Annotated in this window: 20 protein-coding genes and 1 pseudogene; 12 read left to right on the top strand and 9 right to left on the bottom strand. The window is 55.8% G+C overall.

Translation table 11 applies throughout. The features are described 5' to 3' along the window. Window positions 1–171 precede the first annotated feature (171 nt). Window positions 172–1,872 carry an Hsp70 family protein gene (locus EF096_RS10075; RefSeq protein ID WP_123889491.1) on the top strand — a complete coding sequence of 567 codons (1,701 nt, stop codon included), beginning with the start codon at window positions 172–174 and terminating at the stop codon, window positions 1,870–1,872. Further along, window positions 1,869–3,131: a J domain-containing protein gene (locus tag EF096_RS10070; RefSeq protein WP_158611261.1), complete on the top strand. Its 1,263-nt coding sequence runs from the start codon at window positions 1,869–1,871 to the stop codon at window positions 3,129–3,131. The genes EF096_RS10075 and EF096_RS10070 overlap by 4 nt, the downstream gene beginning before the upstream one ends. A 33-nt stretch (window positions 3,132–3,164) precedes the next feature. Here the strand turns inward: EF096_RS10070 and EF096_RS10065 are convergent, their stop codons facing one another. Beyond that, window positions 3,165–4,370, bottom strand: coding sequence for a GAF domain-containing sensor histidine kinase (locus EF096_RS10065; RefSeq protein ID WP_235869699.1), 1,206 nt, complete (start codon window positions 4,368–4,370; stop codon window positions 3,165–3,167). Between the two features lie 275 nt (window positions 4,371–4,645). Between EF096_RS10065 and EF096_RS10060 the strand changes: the two genes are divergently transcribed. From EF096_RS10060 to EF096_RS10050, 3 genes are all read left to right on the top strand, one after another. Beyond that, window positions 4,646–6,850 (top strand): OsmC domain/YcaO domain-containing protein, encoded by a 2,205-nt coding sequence (locus tag EF096_RS10060; protein WP_123889489.1) that lies wholly within the window; start codon window positions 4,646–4,648, stop codon window positions 6,848–6,850. Between the two features lie 45 nt (window positions 6,851–6,895). Further along, window positions 6,896–7,624 (top strand): SDR family NAD(P)-dependent oxidoreductase, encoded by a 729-nt coding sequence (locus EF096_RS10055; RefSeq protein ID WP_123889488.1) that lies wholly within the window; start codon window positions 6,896–6,898, stop codon window positions 7,622–7,624. A gap of 166 nt (window positions 7,625–7,790) precedes the next feature. Further along, window positions 7,791–8,600 carry a substrate-binding periplasmic protein gene (locus EF096_RS10050; protein WP_123889487.1) on the top strand — a complete coding sequence of 270 codons (810 nt, stop codon included), beginning with the start codon at window positions 7,791–7,793 and terminating at the stop codon, window positions 8,598–8,600. Between the two features lie 118 nt (window positions 8,601–8,718). On the opposite strand, the gene EF096_RS10045 is transcribed toward EF096_RS10050, so the two are convergent. Continuing rightward, window positions 8,719–9,869, bottom strand: a protein-coding gene (locus EF096_RS10045) for an IS3 family transposase (RefSeq protein WP_123888245.1) whose coding sequence is annotated in 2 segments (ribosomal slippage) — window positions 8,719–9,632 and window positions 9,632–9,869 — 1,152 coding nt in all. Because the reading frame shifts where the segments join, the coding sequence is not laid out codon by codon here. A gap of 79 nt (window positions 9,870–9,948) precedes the next feature. Between EF096_RS10045 and EF096_RS10040 the strand changes: the two genes are divergently transcribed. The 3 genes from EF096_RS10040 (at window position 9,949) to EF096_RS10030 (ending at window position 12,748) form a co-directional block, all read left to right on the top strand. Continuing rightward, entirely contained in the window at window positions 9,949–10,482 is a 534-nt protein-coding gene (locus EF096_RS10040; protein ID WP_123889486.1) for a CIA30 family protein, read from the top strand. 171 nt (window positions 10,483–10,653) lie between these two features. Then, on the top strand, window positions 10,654–11,880 hold the full coding sequence (locus EF096_RS10035) for a dicarboxylate/amino acid:cation symporter (RefSeq protein ID WP_123889485.1): 1,227 nt from the start codon (window positions 10,654–10,656) through the stop codon (window positions 11,878–11,880). 121 nt (window positions 11,881–12,001) lie between these two features. After that, window positions 12,002–12,748, top strand: coding sequence for a class I SAM-dependent DNA methyltransferase (locus EF096_RS10030; RefSeq protein ID WP_123889536.1), 747 nt, complete (start codon window positions 12,002–12,004; stop codon window positions 12,746–12,748). A 75-nt stretch (window positions 12,749–12,823) separates the two neighbouring features. Here the strand turns inward: EF096_RS10030 and EF096_RS10025 are convergent, their stop codons facing one another. Together EF096_RS10025 and EF096_RS10020 are read right to left on the bottom strand one after the other, a co-directional pair. Beyond that, window positions 12,824–13,342 (bottom strand): cytochrome b, encoded by a 519-nt coding sequence (locus EF096_RS10025; RefSeq protein WP_158611260.1) that lies wholly within the window; start codon window positions 13,340–13,342, stop codon window positions 12,824–12,826. Window positions 13,343–13,435: 93 nt separating this feature from the next. After that, window positions 13,436–13,630, bottom strand: a complete 195-nt coding sequence (locus EF096_RS10020) for a hypothetical protein (protein ID WP_123889483.1) — start codon at window positions 13,628–13,630, stop codon at window positions 13,436–13,438. Window positions 13,631–13,899: 269 nt separating this feature from the next. On the opposite strand from EF096_RS10020, the gene EF096_RS10015 reads away from it, so the two are divergent. Then, complete coding sequence (locus EF096_RS10015) at window positions 13,900–14,637, top strand: M48 family metalloprotease (RefSeq protein ID WP_305955057.1); 738 nt, start codon at window positions 13,900–13,902, stop codon at window positions 14,635–14,637. A 160-nt stretch (window positions 14,638–14,797) separates the two neighbouring features. Here the strand turns inward: EF096_RS10015 and EF096_RS20590 are convergent, their stop codons facing one another. Together EF096_RS20590 and EF096_RS20585 are read right to left on the bottom strand one after the other, a co-directional pair. After that, window positions 14,798–16,993 (bottom strand): molybdopterin oxidoreductase family protein, encoded by a 2,196-nt coding sequence (locus EF096_RS20590; protein ID WP_372237886.1) that lies wholly within the window; start codon window positions 16,991–16,993, stop codon window positions 14,798–14,800. A gap of 849 nt (window positions 16,994–17,842) precedes the next feature. Then, a pseudogene (locus EF096_RS20585) lies at window positions 17,843–18,511 on the bottom strand (FAD-dependent oxidoreductase); the annotation flags it as partial. Between the two features lie 206 nt (window positions 18,512–18,717). Between EF096_RS20585 and EF096_RS10005 the strand changes: the two are divergent. After that, entirely contained in the window at window positions 18,718–19,743 is a 1,026-nt protein-coding gene (locus EF096_RS10005) for an AraC family transcriptional regulator (protein ID WP_158611259.1), read from the top strand. A gap of 74 nt (window positions 19,744–19,817) precedes the next feature. Here EF096_RS10005 and EF096_RS10000 read toward each other — a convergent pair whose 3' ends face one another. Then, window positions 19,818–20,351 (bottom strand): REP-associated tyrosine transposase, encoded by a 534-nt coding sequence (locus EF096_RS10000; RefSeq protein ID WP_123889480.1) that lies wholly within the window; start codon window positions 20,349–20,351, stop codon window positions 19,818–19,820. 467 nt (window positions 20,352–20,818) lie between these two features. Here EF096_RS10000 and EF096_RS09995 point away from each other — a divergent pair, with 467 nt between their 5' ends. Both EF096_RS09995 and EF096_RS09990 read left to right on the top strand, forming a co-directional pair. Then, window positions 20,819–21,670, top strand: coding sequence for an NYN domain-containing protein (locus EF096_RS09995; protein ID WP_123889479.1), 852 nt, complete (start codon window positions 20,819–20,821; stop codon window positions 21,668–21,670). 224 nt (window positions 21,671–21,894) lie between these two features. After that, window positions 21,895–23,259: a hypothetical protein gene (locus EF096_RS09990; RefSeq protein ID WP_123889478.1), complete on the top strand. Its 1,365-nt coding sequence runs from the start codon at window positions 21,895–21,897 to the stop codon at window positions 23,257–23,259. A 77-nt stretch (window positions 23,260–23,336) separates the two neighbouring features. On the opposite strand, the gene EF096_RS09985 is transcribed toward EF096_RS09990, so the two are convergent. Together EF096_RS09985 and EF096_RS09980 are read right to left on the bottom strand one after the other, a co-directional pair. Beyond that, a complete protein-coding gene (locus tag EF096_RS09985; protein WP_123889477.1) occupies window positions 23,337–24,086 on the bottom strand; it encodes a BRO-N domain-containing protein in 750 nt (249 codons plus the stop codon). Between the two features lie 102 nt (window positions 24,087–24,188). After that, window positions 24,189–25,439, bottom strand: coding sequence for a ribonucleotide-diphosphate reductase subunit beta (locus EF096_RS09980; RefSeq protein ID WP_123889476.1), 1,251 nt, complete (start codon window positions 25,437–25,439; stop codon window positions 24,189–24,191). Window positions 25,440–25,615 lie beyond the last annotated feature (176 nt).

Genomic DNA, 25,615 nt, shown 5'->3' with positions numbered 1-25,615 from the left:
CCGGGCTGGGTGGATGTTGTGCTTATCCTGCGATGTTTCGCGCTTGGGCGCAATCTGCTTACGGGTATACCAAGAGCCAAGTTTTCAAGCTGAGACGGCGGTCGCTGGTCCTGTAACGGGGCGCGTGTATAATTTTGTCCGCAGAGGATAACCCGCTAAAAAGGACGCTTTATGGCCGTAGTCGGCATTGATCTTGGTACCACCAATAGCCTGGTAAGCGTCTGGCAGGACGGCAACAGCGTGATTATCCCCAACGCGCTTGGCGATCGGCTAACACCTTCGGTGGTCAGCGTGGACGAGCAGGGCATGGTGCTGGTGGGCAAGGCAGCCAAGGATCGCCTGGTTACCCATCCTGAGCTTACGGCGTCCCAGTTCAAGCGCCTGATGGGCTCGGCGGAAAAACTTAACCTCGGCAAACGCAGTTATTCTGCGGAAGAGCTGTCTGCGCTGGTACTCAAGCAGCTCAAGGCCGACGCCGAGAGTTATCTGGGCGAGCCGGTGGATGAGGCCATCATCAGCGTGCCGGCGTACTTCAATAACAACCAGCGCACCGCCACCTTGAATGCGGCGCGCCTGGCGGATCTCAAGGTTGAACGCCTGATCAACGAGCCCACGGCGGCGTCATTGGCCTACGGCATCCAAGAGACAGAAGAAGAGCGCCGTTTTATCGTGGTCGATCTCGGCGGGGGGACTCTCGACGTCTCGATTCTGGAAAAGTTTGAAGACCTGCTGGAAGTACACGCCACCAGTGGTGACAGCTTTCTGGGCGGCGAAGATTTTACCTTTGCCATGGTCGGCGCCGTCTGTGAGAAGTTGGGGCGTGAGCGTCAGTCGCTGACCCGCGAGGAGCGCGCCCATCTGTATCGCCTGTGTGATGAAGCGAAAAAGGCCTTGGCAGAGCAGCATGAGGTGCAGCTGAGCGCGAGTATCGGCGGCGCCGTACAGGAAATCTGCTTTACCCGTGATGATTTCGGTAACTGTTGTGATGCTTTGCTGCAGCGCATTCGTGATCCGATTGAGCGTGCGGTGCGTGATTCCGGCATGGGCCGCGACGACTTTGATGAGGTGATTCTGGTAGGCGGCGCCTCGCGCATGCCGCTGGTGCGCAACTTTGTTGGCCGTTTGTTTGGTCGCATCCCCTCGACCACCATTGATCCTGATCTGGTGGTCGCCATGGGTGCGGCTATTCAGGCGGCGTTGAAACAGCGTAACCAGAGCCTGCGCGATACGGTGCTTACCGATGTCTGTCCGTTTTCGCTGGGGATTGAAACCGCCAGAGACTTGAATAAAGGCCACCAGGCTGGCTTTTATCACGTGATCATTCCGCGCAATACCGTGGTACCGGTAAGCCGGGTAGATCGCTTTTATACCGTCAGCGACAATCAGGATATGGTCAAATTGATGGTTTATCAGGGCGAACAGCGGCTGGTGCGTCACAATATCGAGATTGGTGAGTTGCAGGTCTCGGTACCGCGCAACAAGGCCAGTGCGGAAGCCGTGGATGTGCGCTTTACCTACGACATCAACGGGGTATTGGAAGTACAGGCTGAGGTAGTCAGTAATGGCGCGCGCTCACACCTGGTTATTCAGAACACCACGACCGAGCTGGATGAGGCCGAACTGGCACTGCTGCTCAAGGAAATGGAGAGGCTGAAGTTTCATCCGCGCGAGCACAGCGCCAATATTGCCTTGCTGGGCGAGGCCGAGCGTATGTGGGCCGAAGCGCTGGGCGAGGAGCGCGACTACATCGAGGAGTTGATTCAACTTTTTGAAGCCGCGATGGACTCGCAGGATGTGCAGCGCTGTGACGCCGTGCGCGACGAGCTTGAAGTGCGTCTTGGTGAAATCAAGGATCAGCGGGGGCATTGGTGAGCTATTGGCAGACGCTGGGCGTTGAGCTCGGCAGCGACCAGAGAACCATCAAACGCGCCTACTCTCGGTTGCTTAAAGAGGTTCATCCGGAAGACCACCCCGAAGACTTCATGGCGTTGCGCGAAGCTTATGAGCAGGCGCTGGCGAGTGCGCCTAAAACAGCGCCGCGCCGCATGGCTGATGCCGATGTGTCAGCGCCGGAGCCAAATTGGCAGCGCCAGCCTGTTCCTCCGCCCGAGTCTGTTTCTCCGCCGGACCAGCCCGCTGCCCCTGAGCCGGTTATGTCGCCAGAGGCCTTGGCAAAAAAAGCAGCTGAGCAGCAAGCCGCACGCCAGGCGTTGGCAGACGAGCGTGAGCGTATCCAGGAGTTGCACCGGCAGCGCGAGCAGGCTGTGCGGGAAGAGGGCGCACGTGCGCAGCAGCGCTTGGACCAGTTGGGCAACGACTTTACTCAACTGGTTAACGACCCGCAGCGCCGCGCAGATGCGGCAGCGTGGGATGCACTGCTGCTGGCGCCTGATCTGAATAATCTTGAGGTGCGGCTGGTCGTGGGGCGTGAGTTATTGAGCGCGTTGCTGGACAACCTTGGCGACCAGGAGCGCGCCGCAGTCCCTGCCGCAATACTGGTGCGTCTTGATGAGCGCTTCCAATGGAGCACCGATCAGAGCCTGAACTGGGGCGTGGAAAGAGAGCTTCTTGAGCGCCTGAGCTTGCTGTTGGTAGCCGCCGAGGAAAGCCTGAATGCGCCGCCACAGCAAATTTGCTGGGCCTGGCTGGGAAAAACCCTGTTTAACCTGAAAGGGCGTATTACCCGTGGCGAGTTCCTGTTGGCTCTCGCTGCCATGATCGGCATCACGGCAAGTATTCTGCGTTTGACTGACGCGCTGTTACCCAGCGTGATGCATGGCAAGGTATTGATCGTGGCGGTGCTGGTGCTGATTTATGGCTTTATCTGCTCTTATGTGAAGCGCCTGGGGGACTCTGGTATCAATATCATGGTTGCCTTTGTGGTGGGCATTGCCGTGCCCATGACCTTTCTGGTGTTTGCCATGCTTGGTCAGCAGCGCCCGCTGGACGCACGTAATCCGCAAAGTAAATTTGTCGATCTATACGAGGTGGCCCTGGCGGATTTGTTTCGCGGTGGCTATCACGCCAGCTTAGCAACTCAGGCACGTAACTTTATCCGTTGCATACATCCTAATCTGGCATATGTGGTGATCTGTTGTTGGGGGCTGATGCTTTATTCGATGTTCGCCTGAACCGAGCTCTGGCATCCATGCCGGTGCGTCTTTTCAGGCTTCGTTTGCTGCACGGCGGTTGTTGGGGAAGCGGGCGACGAAGCAAGTGCCGGCTTCTGCCGTGGACTGGACATCAAGCGTGCCCTCGTGACCGGCGACAATCTGAGCGGCGATGTACAAGCCCAATCCCAGGCCTTCACCGCTGCTCTGCGCCTCAGACCGGGTAAAAGGGTGAAACAATAGGGATATCAGCTCTGGCGGAATCTGTTTTCCCTGGTTGGTAACGCAGAGCACGACCTCGTTGTTATCCATGACCGCAGACACCCCAATGGGCGAATCCTGCGCGCCATGGGTGACCGCATTAACCAGTAAGTTGGATAGTAGCTGGCCCATTCTGCCGGTATCACAGAAGACCTCTTCTGGTATCTGTATATGGCGGTTTATAGCGGTATTTGGGTTAGATAACGCGATTTCATCGACAACGTCGTTGATCGCTGAGGTTAGCTGGTTGGTCACCATTCGCTTGACCGGAATGCCGCTGCCGAGGCGCGCTTTGGAGAAATCCAGCACGTCTTCAATCAGCGTGCTCATGCGTTTTGAGCTTTGTTTGATCGATGTTGCCAGGCCGCGATCACGTTCGACTGTCAGTTTGCTTTCCAGTAACTCGGCACTCATTCCTATAGCCGTTAGCGGTGAACGCAGATCGTGACCCAAAACGGCAATAAACTGCTCGCGTAAGCGACCGGTTTCCGTCTCCTTGATCAGCGCCGCCTCTATTTTCTCTTGGGCTTCCTGCATATCCAGCTGAACCGCAATCAACTGAGCAAAGAGCTCAAGTTTGGTCACTACCGTGCTTTCGTCAAAGTGCGCAGGCACGCGATCGATTGCGCAGATCGTCCCGAAGAACTCGCCGTTGGCCCTGATAATGGGAATCGAGATGTAGCTTTCCAGCTCGAACAGTTTTCGGGTGTGATGATCGACATAAACAGGATCTTCGCTGGCGTGCTGGAATACGACCGGCTGGTGATGGACCCGTATCTCGTCGCAGATGGTGTCGCCAACGACCAGCTCGCCGCCCGTTTGCAGACCGAAATCGATCGAGTCGTCGACAGCGCAGGCAACCCATTTGGCCTCGGTTACTCTGGCAACCGCGGCGAAACGCATGCCGGTGATTTGCTTGATCATTTTCAGGATCAAGGGGACGGCATCGATTTTCGCGATTTTGGTAATGTCGTAGTGAACAGCAGGCAAGTCGGTCATCAGCAAAGGCCAAAAAAATGAGCGGACCATTTTAGGCGCTACTGCCTGCTTTTCCCATCAAAAGTAGCTATCGGCCCAATTACTCAGACCGCGTTTTACCTTGCCCGCAGGGCATCATTGCTTTGGCCTAAACGATAGGCGTCTACTTATGGCCCGTCATGAGCAAGCGCCTGCTACGCTGCGCCATTGCCCCGTCATGGTGAGTACATGACTTTGCGCTGAAAAGCCGGATAATGGCGGCCAATTCGTCTTGCTCGCAACTCTGGTAATCGCACATGGAAATCAAGGTCAACTTTCTCGACAACCTTCGGCTCGAAGCCAAATTTGATGACTTCACGGTGGTTGCTGACCAGCCTATCCGTTACAAGGGTGACGGCTCGGCGCCTGGTCCGTTTGACTATTTTCTGGCCTCATCGGCGCTGTGTGCGGCTTATTTTGTGAAGCTGTACTGCGATACACGCAATATTCCTACCGACAACATTCGGCTGTCGCAGAACAACATTGTTGACCCGGAAAACCGCTACAAGCAGACGTTCAAGATTCAGGTCGAGTTACCGGCCGATATTTCAGACAAAGACCGCCAGGGTATTTTGCGCTCTATCGACCGTTGCACGGTCAAAAAGGCCGTACAGACCGGTCCGGATTTTGTTATTGAAGAGGTGGAGAGTCTGGACGCCGACGCCCAAGCCTTGCTGATGCTGCCAGCTGCGTCGGCCGAGGGCACCTGCATTCTGGGTAAGGATCTGCCGCTGGAGCAGACCATTGCCAATATGTCGGGCATTCTTGCGGACCTGGGCATGAAGATTGAGATCGCCTCCTGGCGCAATATTGTTCCCAACGTGTGGTCGCTACACATTCGTGATGCGCAGTCACCTATGTGCTTCACCAACGGCAAGGGCGCAACCAAAGAGGGCGCGCTGGCTTCAGCACTGGGCGAATTCATCGAGCGGCTGAACTGCAACTTCTTCTACAACGATCAGTTCTGGGGCGAAGACATCGCCAACGCGCCCTTTGTGCATTATCCCAACGAGCGCTGGTTCAAGCCGGGCCGCAAAGACGCGCTGCCTGCTGAGATTCTTGATGAGTACTGCCTGGCTATCTACAACCCTGAGGGTGAGTTGCGTGGCTCGCACCTGTATGACACCAACTCCGGCAACATAGAGCGCGGTATTTGCTCACTGCCCTATGTGCGTCAGTCCGACGGCGAGCAGGTGTACTTCCCCTCCAACCTGATAGAAAACCTGTATCTGAGTAACGGCATGAGTGCCGGTAACACGCTGGCCGAGGCACAGGTGCAGTGCCTGTCCGAGATTTTTGAGCGCGCAGTTAAGCGCGAGATTCTCGAAGGCGAGCTGGCGCTACCCGATGTACCGCAGGAGGTGTTGGCCAAGTATCCCGGTATTGTTGCCGGTATTCAGGGTCTGGAAGAGCAGGGCTTCCCGGTGCTGGTGAAGGACGCCTCGCTGGGTGGCGAGTTTCCGGTGATGTGCGTCACTCTGATGAATCCGCGCACTGGCGGTGTGTTTGCCTCTTTCGGCGCGCATCCAAGCTTTGAGGTGGCGTTGGAGCGCAGCCTGACCGAGTTGCTGCAGGGCCGCAGTTTTGAAGGCTTGAATGACCTGCCCGCGCCCACCTTTGAAAGCCATGCGGTGACTGAGCCGAATAACTTTGTGGAGCACTTTATCGACTCCAGCGGCGTTGTTTCCTGGCGCTTCTTCAGCGCCAAGTCCGATTACGACTTTGTCGAATGGGACTTTTCCGGGGCGGGTGAGAGCTCAAACAGTGATGAGGCGGCAACCCTGTTCGGCATCCTTGAAGACCTCGGCAAAGAAGTCTACATGGCGGTGTATGACGACCTGGGCGCAACCGCTTGCCGCATCCTGGTGCCGGGATACTCGGAGATTTACCCGGTCGACGATCTGATCTGGGATAACACCAACAAGGCGCTGTTTTTCCGCGAAGACATTCTTAACCTGCATAGTCTTGATGAGGATGAACTGCAAGCGCTGGTCGAGCGTCTGGAAGAAAGCGAGCTTGACGATTACACCGATATCACCACCCTGATCGGCATTGAGTTTGATGACAATACGGCCTGGGGGCAGTTGACGATTCTGGAGCTCAAACTGCTGATCTATCTGGCTCTGCAGCAATATGACGAAGCGAAAGAACTGGTTGAGACCTTCCTGCAGTTCAACGACAACACGGTCGAGCGCGGTTTGTTTTATCAGGCAGTTAATGTGGTGCTGGAAGTGGTGCTGGATGATGAGTTGGAGCTGGAAGAGTTTGTGGTCAACTTCCGCCGCATGTTTGGTGAACAGCGGATGGACGCCGCGCTCGGCTCGGTCGATGGCAGCGTCCGCTTTTACGGCCTCACGCCTACCAGCACCAAGCTCGAAGGCCTCGACCGGCATCAGCGTCTGATTGAGAGTTACCAGAAGCTGCATGCTGCGCGTGCCAAGGCAGCAGGTTTGAATAGTTGATCGCAACCCGGATTAACCCTGGTCACATCACTGTGAGGAGGCACTATGCCGAGCAACCAAACGATTGAAAAAGCGCCGGGCCGCCGAGCGTTGGTCATTGGCGCATCGCGCGGCATTGGGTTGGGTTTTGTAAGCGTATTGCTCGCGCGGGGATGGCAGGTTACGGCTACGGTGCGAGATGTTTCGTGCGTGCCGTATGCCTTGAGTGAGGTCGGGCACCACTACGGGGACCGTCTTGCCATCGCCGCACTGGATATGAAACTACCCGAGCAAGTATCTGCGCTTGCCGCCTTGATGCCCGACAAGACCCTGGATCTTCTGGTGATCTCCGCGGGCATTCTTGGCCCAGACCACCAGCGCGTTGAACAGGCAACTGACGCCGAAATCACTGAGTTGTTTGACATCAACGCTATGGCTCCCTTGCGCCTTGCGCGAGCGCTTCTTCCGGCAATCAAGCACGGCGGTGTCATCGGCTTTGTTAGCTCCAGGATGGGCAGCGTGTCGCTCAATGACGGCGAAGGGCTTGAGCTTTACCGCGCTAGTAAAGCAGCGCTCAATAGTCTTTCACGTGGGTTTGCCGTCAAGCAGGCCCTACCCGCCGGTGTTGGTGTGCTTAATCTGCATCCCGGCTGGGTTCAATCAGACATGGGCGGCAGCTATGCACCTGTGACGGTTGAGCAAAGCGCCACCGGGATGGTCGCTGTACTGGAAGGGGCACTGGGATTGAGTGAGCAGCGTTTTGTCGATTTTGAGGGTAATACGCTCAGTTGGTAGAGCTAGGCTGCATGATAGAGCGTGTCATATGGATGCGGTGTATGGGTTGGCGGATAAGCGCGGCGTGCTGCTGTCTAGAGGCTCACGTTGGCGCGTCGTTTGACACTCATGGTGTTTTCCACCAGGCCTACTAAACTCTTTAAACCGCTTATCGAGCACTGCGCCAATGGTGTCCTTCGCTGTTACTGCGGCACGCCAGTCTTCAAACCCCGGCCGCCGTTTATTGTTAGTAATGTTGATCCTGGCTTGCTCGCAAAGCCTGAACGCTGTCGCCTGCGAGAAAACCTTGCGCTGGGATGATGACCCGCCGTTTAGCATGCAAAGTATTGACGGTAGGGTGGTGGGCATTGATGTGGAATTCAGCCTTCTCGTGCTGGCGGAGCTTAATTGTCAGGCCAATCTGCGCAAACTTCCCTGGGCGCGTGCGCTCAGGGAACTCGAGGCTGGCCGACTGGATATTCTTCCGAGTGCCTTTCGTCGGCCGCAGCGTCAGGCCTACGCTTATTTTTCGGGGCCGGTATTTCCTGCGGCACGCAACATTCTGTTTATGCACCAGGAGGCGTTGGCGAGTTGGCCTATTTCTCGACTACTTGAGCTGAAGAACACCTCGTTTCGTCTGGGAGCTCAGATTAATGTTCACTATGGACCCGACTATCATCAGTTAATGAGTGATCCGACTTTTGCTGCTCAGGTTTCGATGGTGACCAATAGGACCAATCTATGGAGTATGTTGTACCGAAGGCGCATCGACGGCGTGATTGCTGACGAGTATACGGGGGCCTATGAGCTGCAACAGCTGGGCCTCAGCGAACAGATAAAGGCCACCGGTATTGTGGTATCCAGCGCTGCGGCAGAAGTCGCTTTTAGTAAGGTCTCAAACGATCCGGTTTTTGTTGAGGCTTATATCAATGTGCTGAGACGGCTGGTTGAAGATGGCAGTTATGCGCGTATCGTACAGCGCTACGTGACGCTCTAAAGCCAAACTTGTGCAATCCTGCCAAGTCCAATTTTCGCATGCTAATCAGTGATGCTGGATTCGCGTTCCCGCTGCTGAGACCGCATCATCAGTCAACAGGTGAATCGCCCCCAGTATTCTAGACACTCGCCAGACTCTGGTAATGACGCTTTTCGTACTCGACCGGTGACAGGTCACCACTCGTGCCGTGCCGGCGCCTTGGGTTATAAAACATCTCAATGTAATTGAACACGTCTTGTCTTGCAGCCTCGCGTGTTGGATAGATTTGTCGCTTGATTCGCTCCCGTTTGAGTAATTGAAAGAAGCTTTCAGCTACCGCGTTGTCATGGCAGTTTCCCCTGCGGCTCATGCTGCCCACCAGGTGATTCGCTTTCAGGAAACTCTGCCAGTCCCCGCTACTAAACTGACTGCCTTGGTCCGAATGAACCATCACACATCCTTGCGGCTTGCGACGCCACACTGCTGCTAACAGCGCGTCTAGCGCCAAGTCAGATGTCATGCGCGGCTTCATCGACCAGCCGACAACCTGACGCGAGAACAGGTCGATAACCACGGACAAATACAACCAGCCTTCGTAGGTGCGGATGTAAGTAATGTCTGTCACCCAGGCAACATTGGGCGCCGCTACATCGAACTGGCGATCCAAGTGATTGGGTGAAACTACCGCAGGCTTCCCACCGTAATGACCAGGGCGGCGGCGATAACCCGTCTGTGAGCGCAATCCCTCGCAGCGCATGAGGCGGGCTACCCTGTGCTTACCGCAAGCCTCACCCGCTTCACGAAGATCCAGATGAATTTTGCGATAGCCATACACGCCGCCGCTTTCCAGCCAAGAGTGTTTTATCTGGCCCAACAGACGCTGATCTTCCCGAGCGCGATCAGACAGCTTGTTGCGACACCATGCATAGTAACCGCTGGGGTGCACAGTCATCATTTTGCACAGGCGGCGCACGGGATATTTGTCCACTTGGCTCTGAATAAACGCGTACCTCAGTCGGACTCTCTGGCGAAGTACGCGGTGGCCTTTTTTAATATATCTCGCTCTTCTGATACGCGCTTGAGCTCGGCCTTCAATCGCCGGTTCTCAGCCTGAAGATCATCATCCTGCTGTCGCTGGGCGGTGGGCTTGGAGTAGCGCTTGATCCACTGATAAAGACTGTGGCCTGACACGCCCAATCGGGCGGCGACCTCGGCAACAGAGTGGCCTCGGTCAGCCACCTGTTTGACGGCTTCAATTTTAAATTCTTCGGTGTAGCGTGAGTTGCTCATTGGACCTCCTGGGTGCCTCGATTATAAGGCCTGGAGGTGTCTACGAAACTAGGGGCGATTCAAGGAATACCAAAGGCCTATGAAAGAAACGTTGCGAACGCATGGTCCTGCTGTACAGGCCGAGCAACTAGTCGATATCTATCAGGCGCGTGCCAATGACCGCTCGCCTTGGATGGCGATCAGCGATCAGGTCATGGGTGGTGAGTCTTCCGGGGGAATACGGCAGGACTGCCGTGTTGGTTCGGCATGCACCTGCCTGACGGGTCGAACCAGCCTGGAGAATAATGGCGGCTTTTTGCAGATGAAGCTCGAGATCGAGCCAGGCGAGCCTCTCGCTGAATATGCAGGCCTGTTCATAGAGTTATGCGGCCCGGCGCACGATTATAACCTCAATGTAAAAACCACTCAGCTGGACAAACCCTGGCAGTCTTTCCGCTGTACCTTGCCGATAGCGCCACAATGGACGCGCTTCGTTGTGCCCTATACAGAGTTGAGCGCGCACCGTACTGACGCTGAGTTCGACCCTGCAACGATGCGCAGCGTAGCGGTGATTGCCATTGGTGAGGCGTTCGACGTAGATGTGTGCGTGCGGCGGTTCGGCTTTTACCGTTGACCATGCGCTTTCGCTAGACTGCTATCACGAAGCGCAATTGTCACTTTTGCAGTGCATGAGGTTGTGAAAGGTAGGCGAGTTCTTATACTGCGCAGCACAGTGCCCGAAGGCGACGCCAGCACCACCAGGCCCGGCGCACTGCTGCTCCCTATTTAACTCAGAGAAGAAGCTATGCAAGCGTTGTTCAAGAAGTATACAGAATCCTCTCTGATAATCCGGATTACCATCGCCTTGATATTGGGGCTGGGCGTTGGCCTGTTTGCGACGCAGTCTGTCGTAGACGGGTTTGCGCCCTTGGGTGAGCTGCTATTACGTTTGCTGCAGTTTCTGATCGCGCCCATTGTTCTGTTTACCCTGATCGTGGGAATTAATCAGGGAGATGTCGGCGGGATGGGACGTCTGGGTAGAAAAACTATCCTGTGGTACCTGCTGACCACCGCCATTGCGATGATCGTCGGTATTGCCGTGGCGTCCGTGCTGGCGCCAGGCACGGGCATGCAGATTGATAGCCAGGCTGTGGTCGAGGTGAAAAGTGAGGCCAGTATCGTTCAGGTCATACTCAGCATTGTGCCTGACAATTTGTTTGCGGCCTTTGTTGATATGAATATGCTCGGCATCATATTTATTGCTGTGACCTTTGGGATTGCACTGCTGAAACTGCGGGATTCCCCGGTTTATGGTGATGCTGCCAAACAGGTGCTGACGGTAGTTGATGGACTCAACGCAGCCACCATGATGATCATGCGCGGCGTGCTGCATTACCTGCCTATTGGCATCTTCGCGATCGTCGCTGGCACCGTTGCAAAGCAGGGCGCCGATACCATTACCTCCCTCGCGGGCATGGTTTTGGTGTTGTATATCGCGCTCTTTGTGCATGCAGGCTTGTATGTGTTGGCCATGCTGGTATCGGGCGTGAAGCTGGGTAATTTTATCCGTCATGCCAGAACCCCCGTGGTTACCGCTTTTGCTACGCAGAGCAGCTCTGGCACCTTGCCTATTACCATGAATGCGGCAAGCCGCATGGGGCTGTCTGACCGGGTCTCGAGCTTCATTCTGCCATTGGGCGCAACCATCAATATGGATGGTGCAGCGATCCGAATCGCCATCTCTGCCGTTTTCGCGGCTAACGTGATTGGTATGCCGTTGGATTTGATGCAGATGATGCAAATTGTGATTGTTGGCACCCTGGCAACCATAGGCACGGCAGGCGTGCCCGGTGCGGGTATTGTGATGATTGCGACTGTCTTTGCCCAAGTGGGCCTGCCGATCGAAACCGTTGCCTTGCTTGCGGCCATAGATGCGCTGGTGGGCATGGGCGCAACGGCTCTGAATGTAACCGGTGATCTGGTGGGCGCGGCTATCATAGGGCGCAGTGAAAAAGATGACGCTAGCGAATAGGCCGCAGTGGCGCTAACGCAATTTGTCGGCCGCTGAAAACCGGTGTTTAGATATGGTTAATTTGTGTGTGCCCGATATATGATGCGCGCCCCCAATGCGCAACCTCATATCTCAGGTCACCATGCCCAGTAACGCCATCTACACCGACCTTTCGGGCTACTACGATCTCATGTGCGCTGATATCGACTACAGCGCGCAAAGCAGTTGCGTTCAGCGGCTGCAGCAACTGCTTGGCAATGGTGGCAAAAGGCATCTTGATCTGGCCTGTGGGACCGGGCCGCACATCCGGCACTTTCTTGATGCCGGATTTCAAAGCAGCGGGCTCGACATCAACCAACCCATGCTGGACCGGGCGCTGACCAGATGCCCTGAAGCGCAGTTTTCGCTGCAGGATATGTGCGGTTTCTCCGCGAGTCAGCCGTTCGATCTGATTACCTGCTTTCTCTACTCCATCCATTACAGCGCCAGTATCGAGCGCTTGAACGCCTGTATCGCCAGCGTGCATTCGGCACTGGTCGATGGCGGGCTCTTCTGCTTTAACGCGGTGGACAGGCAGCATATCGACAACGGCTCTTGGGTCTCGCACAACGTTAAACACGCGGATTCGCTATTCAGCTTTAGCTCGGGTTGGCATTACGCTGGCACTGGTTCGCAGCAGGCGCTAAAACTGCGTATTGAAAAAAATACGGCGGGTGAAAGGCAGGTATGGAACGACTCACACCCCATGGTTGCGGTGCGCTTTGACGAATTACTCGCCCTGCTTGCGCCGTATTTTGATGTGCAGGTATTGGAGCATGATTACGACAGAATCCTGCCCTGGGATCGGGTATCCGGCAATGCGCTTTTTGCTTGTGTGAAGCTTTGCTAACTGCGGTTTTTTCTCGGCTATGGTGGATGCCCGCTCTGCGTTATAGGCTTAATGACCAATAAATCAAGCGGGTGGTTAGACTATCCGCCGCAGCATGGTTTTGCCGGCCAACTCGTGTTTTACCACGGCCGCCAAATGCAAAATAATGCCGATACCCAGCAGGACTGTAGCCAGGGTATGCAACTTTTTCAGCAAGGCTAGTGCAAAGTCGTTGTGCACCATCTGAGGTATGGCAATCAGGTGAAATAGCTCAATGTCTTTCGTCATCATCAACACGCCGCTCAGCAGCACCAGGGTTACCAGGATGTACATAACGCAATGCGCTACTTTGGCAATGCCTGCCTCTTTGGTGCTGAGCTGGTTGTTATAAGAAGGCGAGGGCGTGCGCAGACGGTAGATTACTCGACACAGAAAAACCGGAATAAAAAGCGTCGTCAGCGACACATTAAAGTCGGCAATGACATGTTTGAGGGCGCTGTCATTGGCTAGTAGCAGAGTAGAAAATCCGGTCAGAGTGGCCCACAAAATCACCGCCGCAGAAATCCAGTGAAGCAGCCGGGCGGTTGCGTCGTACTTGGGTGTGTGCGTTTCCATCCAGACCGACTTCCCGAAAAAATGATGCCTTTGCATTATTGAAATGCGTTAAGCGCCTTTCAGTAATGCAATTGATAGTATTTATCATTGTATTCACTGCTCAGGCATAAATCGATGCGCTTGCAAGCGATAACCCGCTCTGGTCAGCAATAGCCCAATGGCAAGGTCACGGCTCTGAATGGTCATTGCAGCCAGATGATTGGCCTGTTGCTGGTTGGTAAAAGCGCGAATCAATTGGCTGCCTTTATGGGCCGCTTCGGGTGGGATGATCAACTCAGGTACAAGCATCAGTTTTGATGGCTCCTGCGTCGCCAGGTGCCGTTGGGACTTCACCAAGAATTGGCCCTAGGAATGTGTCCTGGATTCAACTACTTCTTCCGCCATTCAGCCATTTTTGCGCAATGGTCGAGGTTTACGAGTCTCGGATTCGATACAGCACGGGTGATGGCTTTTAAAGTGATGGCGCTTGCCGGTAGTATCTGCGCGCGCCGCTGAAGGGCGTCTTTTAACTACTTCAATCCTCACCGCAAAGGACATGTATCGTGAAACTCACTGGTATTTTTCTCACTCTCTCTCTCAGCGCTTTGGTCACTGGCTGCAGCAACCTCGACGGCAATGCTCTGCAAGCAGGCATGACTGGATTGAAAGCAGCGACGCTCAGCGACGCAGAAGTGATCGCGATGAGCAACGATGCATGCCAAGAGATGGATGCTCGCGCCGAGATCGCCCCCAGCAATAGTGAATACACGCGCCGGTTGAATTCCATCGCCAGCTCACTGGGTAATGAGATCGCCGGTACGCCGGTCAATTACAAGGTGTATATGGCCGATGACGTCAATGCATGGGCAATGGCAAATGGTTGCATCCGCGTTTACTCGGGTCTCATGGACTTGATGGATAACGAAGAGGTAACCGGTGTGCTGGGCCACGAAATGGGTCACGTCGCGTTGGGACATACCAAGCGCGCCATGCAGGTCGCCGCCGCAACGTCTGTGGGCCGCAATGCCGCCGCGCTTTCCAGCAACGCAGCCGTATCCGCTGCGGCCCAGTCTAAGCTAGGCGCAATGACTGAAGCGCTGATTGGTGCACAGTTCTCACAGTCGCAGGAAAGCGCTGCAGACGAATTCTCGCTGAATTTGCTGGTAGACCGTGGCCTGGACACAGACGGCCTGGTGAGTGCGTTTGATAAGCTTGCAGCCATGAATAGCGGTAGCAGCAGCATGTTTGATAGCCACCCCGCTTCTGAAGATCGTGCCGCCCATCTGCGGGCAATGATTGCCGAGAAAAAGAAGTAAGTGAGTTGAGTTCCCACTAACACTCACTTGAATTAAAAAAAGGCCAGTGCGATTAGCACTGGCCTTTTTTTGGTTTCCCCTCAATCACTCACACATCAGGCTTCTGTCTACTCGGCTCGAAACCGTTACTGCGTGATGCTGCGCTACTAGCTGGAACGACTCACGCCGCGACTACCGACACCGGAATGCCATTGAGCACAGCATTGCCGGATAGCACATCGACGACCTGATCATCGGTAATGTCGTTAACGTTGATGCCGGGCTTGCTCTGGGCAACGCGCAGACTCACACCCTCACGATCATGGCCCCAGCCGTGTGGCAGGCACACCACGCCGGGCATGATGTCTTCACTCACCTGCACGCTGACCAGCAGTTCTCCGGTGCGTGACATGATGCGCGCCTGTTTACCGCTTGCCAGCCCCAGACGCTCGGCATCGCTGGGGTGGACGAGCAGGGCGCAGCGGTCCTTGCCTTTGACCAGTCGCTCGCTGTTGTGCATCCAGGAGTTGTTGGTACGCAGATCGCGACGGCCAATCAGCATCAGCTCGCCTTGCTCGGCGCCACGCAGCTCAGCCATGGCGCGGCTCAGATCGGCGACCAGTTCCGGCGGCGTGAGATGCAGATTTTTATCGGCGGTAAACAGGTAGCCGGGGAAGGATTCGCGCATAGGCCCTAGGTCCAGACCGTGCGGGTAGCGTTTGAGTACGTCCAGGCTTAGCGGCTCGTCATACTTCACTGGCTCGCCGCTGTTGTACTCATGGAAGCCTTCGGCATAGGGGCCGGTTTTCAAGCCATGATCAAGAATCTGTTCAGGCGAGGGCATTTTGCGCGCAGGCTCGGCATCCGGGTTTTTCAGTGCCATGATGCGCGCGGTCAGCCCCTGCACGATATCCCAGTCGCAGCGCGTGCCTTCCGGTGCTGCAAATACCGGGTCGCTGAAGCGCGCCAGGTTACGCACCGCCAGCATGTTGAACACGATGTCATATTGCTCGTGCTCCAGCGGCCCAGTGGGTGGCAGAATGATGTCGGCGTGGCGTGAGGTTTCGTTCAGGTAGAAGTCGATGGAGACCATGAACTCCAGTTGGTCCAGCGCCTCGTCCATCTGCCGCCCGTTGGGCGTCGACAGCACCGGGTTGCCGGCCACACAGACAAAACCGCGCACCTGGCCCTCACCGGGCGTGAGCATTTCTTCGGCGATGGTCACCGCAGGGAAGTAACTATCAAACTCCGGCAGCCCACGCGCTCGGCTTTGGTAAGTATTGAAGCTGCCCATGGGCCGGCTCTGTGCCTTATTAAAGGCCGGGGTAGTAAACATCATGCCGCCGGGGCGGTCGAGATTGCCGGTCAGGATATTGAGTACCAGCATCAGCCAATGGTTGAGTGCGCCGTAGCTTTGCGTGGAAACGCCCATGCGGCCGTAACACACAGCGCATTCGGCGGCGGCAAAGTCTTCGGCAATGCGCTTGATGTCTGCTACCGCAATACCGCAGCGTGCGCTGACTTGCTCCAGTGATACGCCGTCGAACAGCGGCTCGAGCGCCGTCCAGTCGTCGGCTAGGTCACGCAGGCGGCCTGGCTTGGTCAGCCCCTGGTCGAGCACGTGACGAATCAGGCCGAGCAAAAAGAAGGCGTCGGTACCGGGGCGGATAAACAGGTGCTGGTCGACATAGCGCGCCGATTCTGTGCGGCGTGGATCAATCAGTACCACCTTGCCGCCGCGCTCACGAATACGCTCCAGTCGCTTGAGAATGTCGCCAGCGGTCATCAGGCTGCCGTTAGACGCCGCCGGGTTGGCGCCCAGCATCAGCATGTATTGCGTGCGGTCGATGTCCGGAATGGTAAATAGCTGGCTATGGCCAAACATCAGGTAAGAGACCAACTGGTGGGGCATCTGGTCGAGGGAGGCGGCGGACGAGATATTGCGTGTGCCAATCGCCTTGCGCAGCGTGCCTGAGGCCATCATCAACCCCAGGTTATGCGATGAGGGATTGCCCCAGTAACCGGCAATCGAATCGTCACCGTGGCGGCGCTGGATATCCACCAGCTTGGCTGCGACCTTGTCGAGCGCGCTGTCCCAGTCAATCGGCAGCCATTCGCCGTTGACCTTTTCCAGCGGCGTACGCAAGCGATCCGGATCGTTGTGCAGATCTTGCAGGGCGTAGCCTTTGGGGCAGATATGGCCTTCGCTGTGCGGGTCGTCCTTGTCGCCCTTGATCGACAGAATCTGCTCGCCCTGGGTTTCGATCACCACACCGCACATGGCTTCACATAGGGTGCAGGCGCGGTGGTGAGTTTTCACCGGTAGGCGAGTTTGTTCTTCTTCGTGGGCGCGGGCATCGCGGATAACGCTGAGCATATCGGCAATCTTGACGACCTTGCTTCTCACCCGGCCTTCAATACGGCCACGGGTTTGCTCATGTTGATCAAGCAACTGCCAGTCCGCCATGCTGACGCTCTGTACGTCGCGTGCAGACAACAGTTCGCTGATATCGCCGCCGCGCTCGGGCAGGCTATTGCCCAGGTCGGCGAGCAAGCGCTGCACACTCTCAGTGGCGCACTGGCGGTTGCTGCCAATCACGCCACTGGCACCGCGCTTGATCCAGCCAGCCACGTAATCGCGGCTGTCGGCATGGCCCTGAATGCGGCCTTGCTCATGCTGCATCACGCCACGGCCCAAATCGAAGGGCAGCTCGTCAATGGCCGAGCCCTGGTAGCCGATCGCATGGACCACCAGGCTGGCAGTCAGACGTGAGCTTTGATCCGCAGGGCGTGCCACCAGCGCACCTTGCTCATCGCGTACCAGTTCGTTGCGCTGCACCTCTACCTCGGTGACCTGTCCGCCGGCGGCGGTGAAGGCGGCGGGGCTGGTATAAAACATAAAGCGAATGCGCTTGCCTGCGCTCAAGGGGCGCGCAGCAATCTCGCGCAGCAGGCTGAGGTTCTGGCGCGCCTCGGCAAATTCGGGCTGCTCTAGCTGGCGCGCGGTTGCGTCGTCCAGTTCAAGATCAGCGGCATCTACCCGCAGTTGCAGGCCGGGGATGGCCATCAGCTGTTCCAGCTCTTTTGGCGTAAAGGCGGCTTGCGCGGGACCACGGCGGGCCAGCAGGCAGACTTCGTCCACGCCGCTATTGGCCAGTGCCTGCAGGGCGTGGTCGGCGATATCGGTCTTGCTCAATTGCGCATGGGGCAGTACTAACAGACGGGCGATATCGAGCGCGACGTTGCCGATACCGATGATCACGGCGGTTGTGCCCGACAGGTCGGGCGCCAAATCGGCTTCATCCGGGTGCCCGTTGTACCAGCCGACAAAATTAGATGAACCAAAGATGTTGCCGCTGTCGGCGCCGGGCAGGTTAAGCGGGCGGCTCTGTGAACCGCCGGTGGCGTAGATCACGCCGTGGTAATGCTGGCGCAACTCGGCGCTGCTCAGGTCGCGACCGATCTGCACGTTGCCAAAAAAGCGGAAGCGCTCACTCTCGGCGATGCGCTCAAAGCTACTAGTGACAGACTTGATACGCGGGTGATCCGGCGCCACGCCATAACGCACCAGGCCGAATGGCGTGGGCAAACGCTCAAACATGTCCACCTGGGCGCCAGGCAACTGCTTCATCAGTGCTTCGGCGGCATAAAAGCCGCTAGGGCCTGAGCCGATAATCGCAAAGCGGCTCGACACATTGGCGAGCGGGCTGGCCGATTGTTGGCCGGTTTGCAGGCTCTGGCGGATCACCGGGTGGGTTTTCGCGCCCTCGGCATTGAGGGTGATAAAATTCTGTTGGTCGTCGGGGACCATGCTGCGCGGAAAGATCGCGCCCTCAGGGCAGGCGGAGACGCAGGCGTTGCAGTCAATACAAACGTCCGGATCAATAAACAGCATTTCCGGCGCCTCACGGAAAGCCTCTACTGGGCACACATCGACGCAACTAGTGTGTTTGTTGCCAATACAGCTTTGGGTGACTACGTAAGCCATTATCTACTCCGCACATAGATTGCAAAGCCCTTATGGTATGTCTGGGCTTGTGTGTGCGTATTGGCAGTAATTGCCTGATTGACATTTTGTGCCAGCGTCCCGATAGTGCCTTTATGAGCAAGCCAGACTACCTTCCCTCAGGATTCATCCATACGCTGCAGGACTATGTCGCCGAGCGCGCGCTGCCGGCTGCCGCGCTCCAGGAGGAGATGAGTCAGTGCCTGGAATCGCCCAGCGTTCCTGCGCAAAAATTCTGTGAGTTATTGGCCGCCGTCTGGGAGCAAGAACCAGTCAGCGCGCTGGGCGTCAGGTTGGGCCTGGCGGCAAAACCCGGCTACTTTGGCGTAGTCGGCTATATGGTGTCTTACTGTGGCACTCTGGGGCAGGCGCTGGCGCGCTATCACCGCTACCAGCGTTTGCTGCAGCATGGTCTGGTATCACGTGCCGAGTTGAAGGAGGGTGCCTTGCGCATGCGCTGGACCCAGTCCGTAGCCAACACCCCGTTGGCCAGTGAGTTCAGTCTCGCGGTCTTTGTCAGTTTGTGCCAAGCGCTGATTGGCCGAGCAATAACACCGCTTCGCGCCGGTTTACCATTCCCGAAACCGCAGGATGTGGGCATGTATCAGGCGTTGCTCGGCTGCCCGGTCGATTTTGACTGCAGCGCCATCGAGCTAACCATTCCCGCGCACCTGCTGGCGCTACCGATTTCCGGCAAAGACCCTTATCTGTTGCGCCTGCTCGAACAGCAAGCGCAGGCGTTACTCAACCAGCTACCGCAGATGGACGATGCCGAAGCAGGTGCGTCTTTTCATCGGGTGCAGGAACAGATCCTGGAGTCGATGAAAAATGGCGACGTCAGCGCCGTAGCCGTCGCCGCCGCCCTGGGTTGCTCCGTACGCACCTTTTATCGACAGCTGCGCAGCGCGGGCTACAGCTATCGCGGCTTGCTGGCGCACACGCGGCACACCCTCGCCAGACAATACCTGGCCGACCCGGCACTGGCGCAAACCGATGTCGCACTCTTGCTCGGCTACTCTGAACAAAGCTCCTTTATCCGTGCCTTTCGCAGCTGGACCGGGATGACGCCGGGGGAGTATCGGAGTCATTTGGAGCGGAAGGCGGGGAGTGCCGTCAGATAGTCGGGCAGGCCAGTTGTTCGTTGATCGTTCCCACGCTCCGCGTGGGAATGCAGCCTGAGACGCTCCGCGTCCACTCAGTCCCAGCGATCAATCTCGATCAGCCCCTCTAGCCCCGCATAGTTCCGCGCGCTGGAGTAGCGCCAATGCTCAGGCGCATCCACATAGCCGCGTTTCACCGGATTGAGATGGATGTACTCCAGCTTCTGCCGCATCACGTCCGCGCTGCACACCAGTTCAGCATGACTGCCTTCCTGCCAGACCTGATAATCACGATCCTGCTTGTGCGCTCGTTTGGCAAAGCTTAGGCGCTGGAGGGTGGAATTGGCACCATGCTGCTCCAAGTGATTGAGCATCTGGCGCGCCGTATAGGACTTGAAGCCGCTGACGCATTTGGCCAGATCGGGTGCCTGGGCCACGTAGTGCAGATGGTTTTCTAGCACCACGTAACCGCACAGCTTAAGGTTCTGGTTAGCCTGCTGGTAACGCCAGCAGTCGAGCAGGATCTCGACCAGGGCAGGGCGGGTGAACAGCGGTAGCCACTCAACCACTGTGCAGGTTAGGAAGTGAGGCTTGTCCGGTTCAGTGATTACGTAACGGCTGCGGCCCATGGGATTCTTCCGTGAATCGGTTGGCTGGCGTGCGCGGCTGGTTTTAACACTGATGGAGCCGCGCTTTGCATTGGAGTCTAGCGCGAGATAGTCGTCGTAGCCACGCGGCTGAATGAGCTCGGTGGCTTGACTGGACGCAGAGCGTCCAAGACTGCGTTCCCACGCGGAGCGTGGGAACGATCAGAAACTCTGAGTGGAGGCCTTCATAAATTGCCGATGGTTCCCACGCTCTGCGTGGGAACCCGTCTGGTGACGCTCTGCTTCGCCAAGGCCTGAGTTCGCATGGTGCCTTGGGACTACGCAGAGCGTCCGAGGCGTCATTTTCACACTGGAGCGTGAGAACGATCATCAAGCGCAAACCTCAGCTTATTTTGCTGCTTTACCTATCGAAGCCTTCGGGATAACGTCGGGAGACGCAGCACTCAGGAATATGAAGCGCGCATGGGCTTCAATCAAACAGGGACGCCATGAATAACAATCCTCGATCCAACGCAGTTCAGGACTTCTCCAACGGCACCGATGTACCCGTCGCGGTGCTGGTTGATTGCGACAACGTGCCACCGGACATCCTTCCCTATGCCTTGCGCATGGCCGCTCAATTTGGCCGGGTCGCGTTACGCCGCGGCTACGGTAACCACGGCACCCTCGCAAATCGTTGGCAGGAGGCGCTGGTGCGACTGGCCTTTACGCCGCATCTGCAATATCAATACGCCTCCGGTAAGAACACGGCAGACATTGCCCTCGCCCTAGACGCGCTGGAAGCCATGTTTGACCACCGTGCAGAGACCTTCTGCCTGGTTACTAGTGATTCGGATTTTGCCTACCTTTGCCGCAAACTGCGCGAGCGTGGTGCACGAGTTTGCATAGTAGGTGAGAGCAAAACACCGGAGGCGTTACGCAACGCCAGCGACCTCTTTTTTGAGTGGACGCCAGGCGAGCCTGACGCAGATGTTAGTGCGGACTCTGCAGAAAAGTCACCGGCCAAAGAAGAGCCTGCTAGCAAGCCTAAAACCGCTAAAACAGACCAGACCAAAGAAGCAGCTAAGGAATCCAGCCACATAGCCGTAAAGCAGCGCCCTCGCTTTGTGGTGGAGGCGGTGTCTCTACTGGCCAGTGATACGTCTGAGGGTAAGGTCGGACTCGGTCCGCTAGGGGCCTATCTAAAGCGTACAGACCCCGCTTTTTCGCCTAAGAAATATGGGCACTCAGGCTTGTTAGATATGGTGAAGACGTATGATTTGTTAGAGTTGCAGATGGAGCCCGGCGGACATTGGTCCGTATGGTTGGCGGATAAAAACGCTGACGGGATTGGGGGTTAGCGACTTATTACTATTATTTGGAATCTCATTGCTGATGGTCCCCACGCTCTGCGTGGGAACCCGTCTGGTGACGCTCCGCGTCGCGGAGGTCGGCAATAGCTGCTTTGTTTTGGCGGCGCTTGTGAGAGTCAACTAAGGTAAAGCTATGTGAGCAGCTGATGGTTCTTTTTGTAGTTTGAAGTATCAGGCTGCAATGAAGTTGATTACAACAAGGACAAATGCGCATGGAACGGCCAGAGTACGTGGTGCAAGCCGAGGTAGCTCGTTTAATACCGGTGGTAGCTGATACAAACCGAGAACAAAGGGCGGCTTCTATATTTCTCGCCGCGTTGCGTGGGGTTTATGAATTTCGGCAGGTCATGTTTGCTTCACTCGGACACCGGGTCAGCGCTCGAGCCAGAATGGGAGCCTGGACTGAGGTTGCCTTGGAATGCGATCTCGACATTCCCAAGAAAGATCGCCCTGACGGTCTTGTTCAACTTGTGACCGGCAGTAAGCAATGGGCGGCTTTGATAGAAGCAAAGATAGGTAGCAACGAAGTAGGCGAAGAGCAGCTGAAACGTTATCTGCTCCAAGCAAAAAAGAATAAGATCGATGCGGTGATCACCATCACCAACCAGTTTGTTGCTTTGCCAAACCACCATCCAGTAAAAATCCCGAAGACGCTGCTCAAGGGCGTGGAACTCTATCATTGGTCTTGGATGTATGCTGTAACTCAGGCGACACTTTTGCTGGACTCAGGGGACATCACCTCGCCGGATCAGCGCTTTATTCTGGAAGAGGTTTTACGTTACTTCAGTCATGACTCGAGTGGAGCAACACGCTTCGACAGTATGAATCGTGAATGGAAGGAAGTCGTTGCCAAGGTAAAAAGTGGCGCCGTTCTGAGCAAGTCTACGGAAGAAGTGGAAAACACGGTTTCAAGTTGGCATCAAGAACAGCGCGACCTGTGTCTGGTTATGAGTCGCAAGCTTGGTAGGCAGATAAAACAGAAAATCAGTAAATCGCACCGCAACGATCCTGTTCAGCGGTTGAAAGACGACTGTGAGTTGCTGGCCAAGGAACACAAACTAACTTGCTGCCTAACGATCCCTGATGCTGCCGCCGATCTGGATATAACGGCTGACCTGACAAAGCGAACTATTACTTGCGCCATGCGTCTCGGCGCGCCGCAAGACAAAGTACGTAGCTCCGCAAGGGTGAACTGGCTGATTAAACAGGTTAGCAAAGCGAACGCGGACGGTTTTTACGTTAAAGCGATACGTCCCGGTCGTGCCGAAGAAACCCAAACACCATTGGCAACGCTCCTGGCAGATGGCAATGCTTTAGAAACCCTTTCTACCAATGTGGTGCCCAGCGCATTCGAGGTTTTCTATATGGCGGATTTAGGCGCTCGTTTCTCCGGCGCGAAAGTTTTTATAGAAGAGCTTGAGAAAGCTGTTCCGCATTTTTACCAAGAAGTTGGACAAAAGCTCAGAGCATGGGTAGCACCGCCACCAAAATTGCAGAAGCGTGACCCGGTGGAGGTTCTGAGTATTGAAGATAGTGAAGAAGCTGAGCAGGCGGCTATTGAGTCGACCGGCGACTGAAATTTTTACGTTGTGCCGGTTGCGAAAAATATATGCCGATGGTTTCCAAGCTCTGCGTGGGAACCATCGCAGTTCCGTTATCCGCGAATATTAGATATTGCTTTGTTTAGTACGAGCTCAGAGAACGATACCTCTTCGTGACCATCTTTCAGCACTTTGTGGCTGGGATGCCCTTCTTCCGCACTAATTTTTATACACCAGCCTCGAAGCAATTGTTCTTGAGACTTTTCTATTTCTAGCTGACGGCAATAGTCAGAGACAGTTAAATAATTCACCCCGTAATTTTGGTGTGTCGCTGTTGTGGATATTTTTTGGCTAAGCTCATTTAATCGGCGCTCAGTTTGTAGGAATCGTTCTTTCGTTTCACGCTCTAATCTTTCTCGCTCCTCAATTTCCTCAAGGAGTAGCATTACAGCTTTCTTTACTTCGGACCCCTGCTGAATCTTCGGCGGCGGATAGGTACCGTATCGCTGAATGGAGGGTAAAACTTCGTGAAATACCCACCGTTGAAATTTTTTACATGCTGGGCTGTTATCGCGAAGTATTATTCTGAAAAGCCCAGGTTGGGTTACAAATTGGGCATCCTGAGGGTTGTCTAATGCAATTTCTGGTACAGAATACTTTTCGTCGGTATCTAGTGCGTCTAATAATGCCTTCGTTAGCCCTCCCAAGCCTACCTTTCTTCCATCTTCGGCAAGAGTAGTGTTTTGCTCTGCAAGTATTCTCACCACATCTGCAAGGCAGAATAAAACTTCGCTATCTCGGTATAAGGTGCGTATTTCTTGGTTGCTTTCTGGATAGGCAAGTATAAGGTTCGTTTCGCTCATGATTTTTGCCTTATAAGAAAATGCTTAAGGATACTTCGCATCGCATAAGAGTGTGCGTTCCCACGCGGAGCGTGGGAACGATCAGAGAATCAAGGCGCAGATTTAATCCCAGCTCAACGCCCCGCCTGTCTGATACTCAATCACCCGCGTCTCAAAGAAGTTCTTCTCTTTCTTCAAGTCCATGATTTCGCTCATCCACGGGAAGGGGTTGCTGGTACCTGGGTACTCTTCCTTCAGGCCGATCTGGGTTAGGCGGCGGTTGGCGATGAACTTGAGGTAGTCTTCCATCATGGCGGCGTTCATGCCGAGTACGCCGCGGGGCATGGTGTCGCGGGCGTATTCGATTTCCAGCTGGGTGCCTTGCAGGATCATCTGCGTGGCTTCGTCCTTCATGGCGGCATCCCACAGGTGTGGGTTTTCGATCTTGATCTGGTTGATCACGTCGATGCCGAAGTTCAGGTGCATGGATTCGTCACGCAGGATGTACTGGAACTGCTCGGCCACCCCGGTCAGTTTGTTGCGGCGGCCCATGGAGAGGATCTGAGTAAAGCCGCAGTAGAAGAACACACCTTCCAATACGCAGTAGTAAGCGATCAGGTTGCGCAGCAGTTCTTTATCGGTCTCGACGGTGCCGGTGTTGAAGGTCGGGTCGGAGATCGAGCGGGTGTACTTGAGGCCCCAGGCGGCTTTTTTCGCGACGCTGGGAATCTCGTGATACATGTTGAAGATCTCGCCTTCATCCATGCCCAGTGACTCGATGCAGTACTGGTAGGCGTGGGTGTGGATAGCTTCTTCAAACGCTTGACGCAGAATGTACTGGCGGCACTCGGGGTTGGTGATCAGGCGGTAAACGGCCAGCACCAGGTTGTTGGCGACTAGTGAGTCGGCGGTGGAGAAGAAGCCGAGGTTGCGCTTGACGATGCGGCGCTCGTCTTCGGTCAAGCCGTCGTTGCTCTTCCACAGGGCGATGTCGGCGGTCATGTTGACCTCTTGCGGCATCCAGTGGTTGGAGCAGCCGTCGAGGTACTTCTGCCAGGCCCATTCATACTTGAAGGGCACCAGCTGGTTGAGGTCGGCGCGGCAGTTGATCATCTGCTTGGCGTCTACGTTGACGCGTGCGGCAGAACCTTCCAGCTCTTCCAGACCTTCTTCTACATCCAGGTTATCGAGTGCGGCTTTGGCGCGGGCAATGGCGGCGGAGTCCGCGTCATCTACGCTACGTGCCTGCTCGGCCTTGGCAGCGGCCTGTTGATCTAACGCCTTATCTGCCTGGGTTGGCGCTGCTTTTTCAGCGGCTGCAGAAGCAGGTGCGGTGGTGGTGTCTTCGCTATCGAATTCGTCCCAGCTCAACATGGGGTGGCTCCCTTTGGTCGCCAGCTTGAAGCTTGAAGCTTGAAGCTGAAAGTAGTTTGGTGTGTCGGCCCGAGCGATGTTGTCGCCAGCTCGGAGTCGCTATTGGTTCTGGTTGATTCCCGCTTGGGCGGGAATGACTTCATGTTCTCTGCTGCATGAGCGCGGAGCTGAGCGAG

It is taken from the genome of Pseudomonas neustonica (genome assembly GCF_003797945.1).
GTDB classification, from domain to species: domain Bacteria; phylum Pseudomonadota; class Gammaproteobacteria; order Pseudomonadales; family Pseudomonadaceae; genus Halopseudomonas; species Halopseudomonas neustonica.
This window is presented reverse-complemented; position numbering and strand designations above follow the sequence as displayed.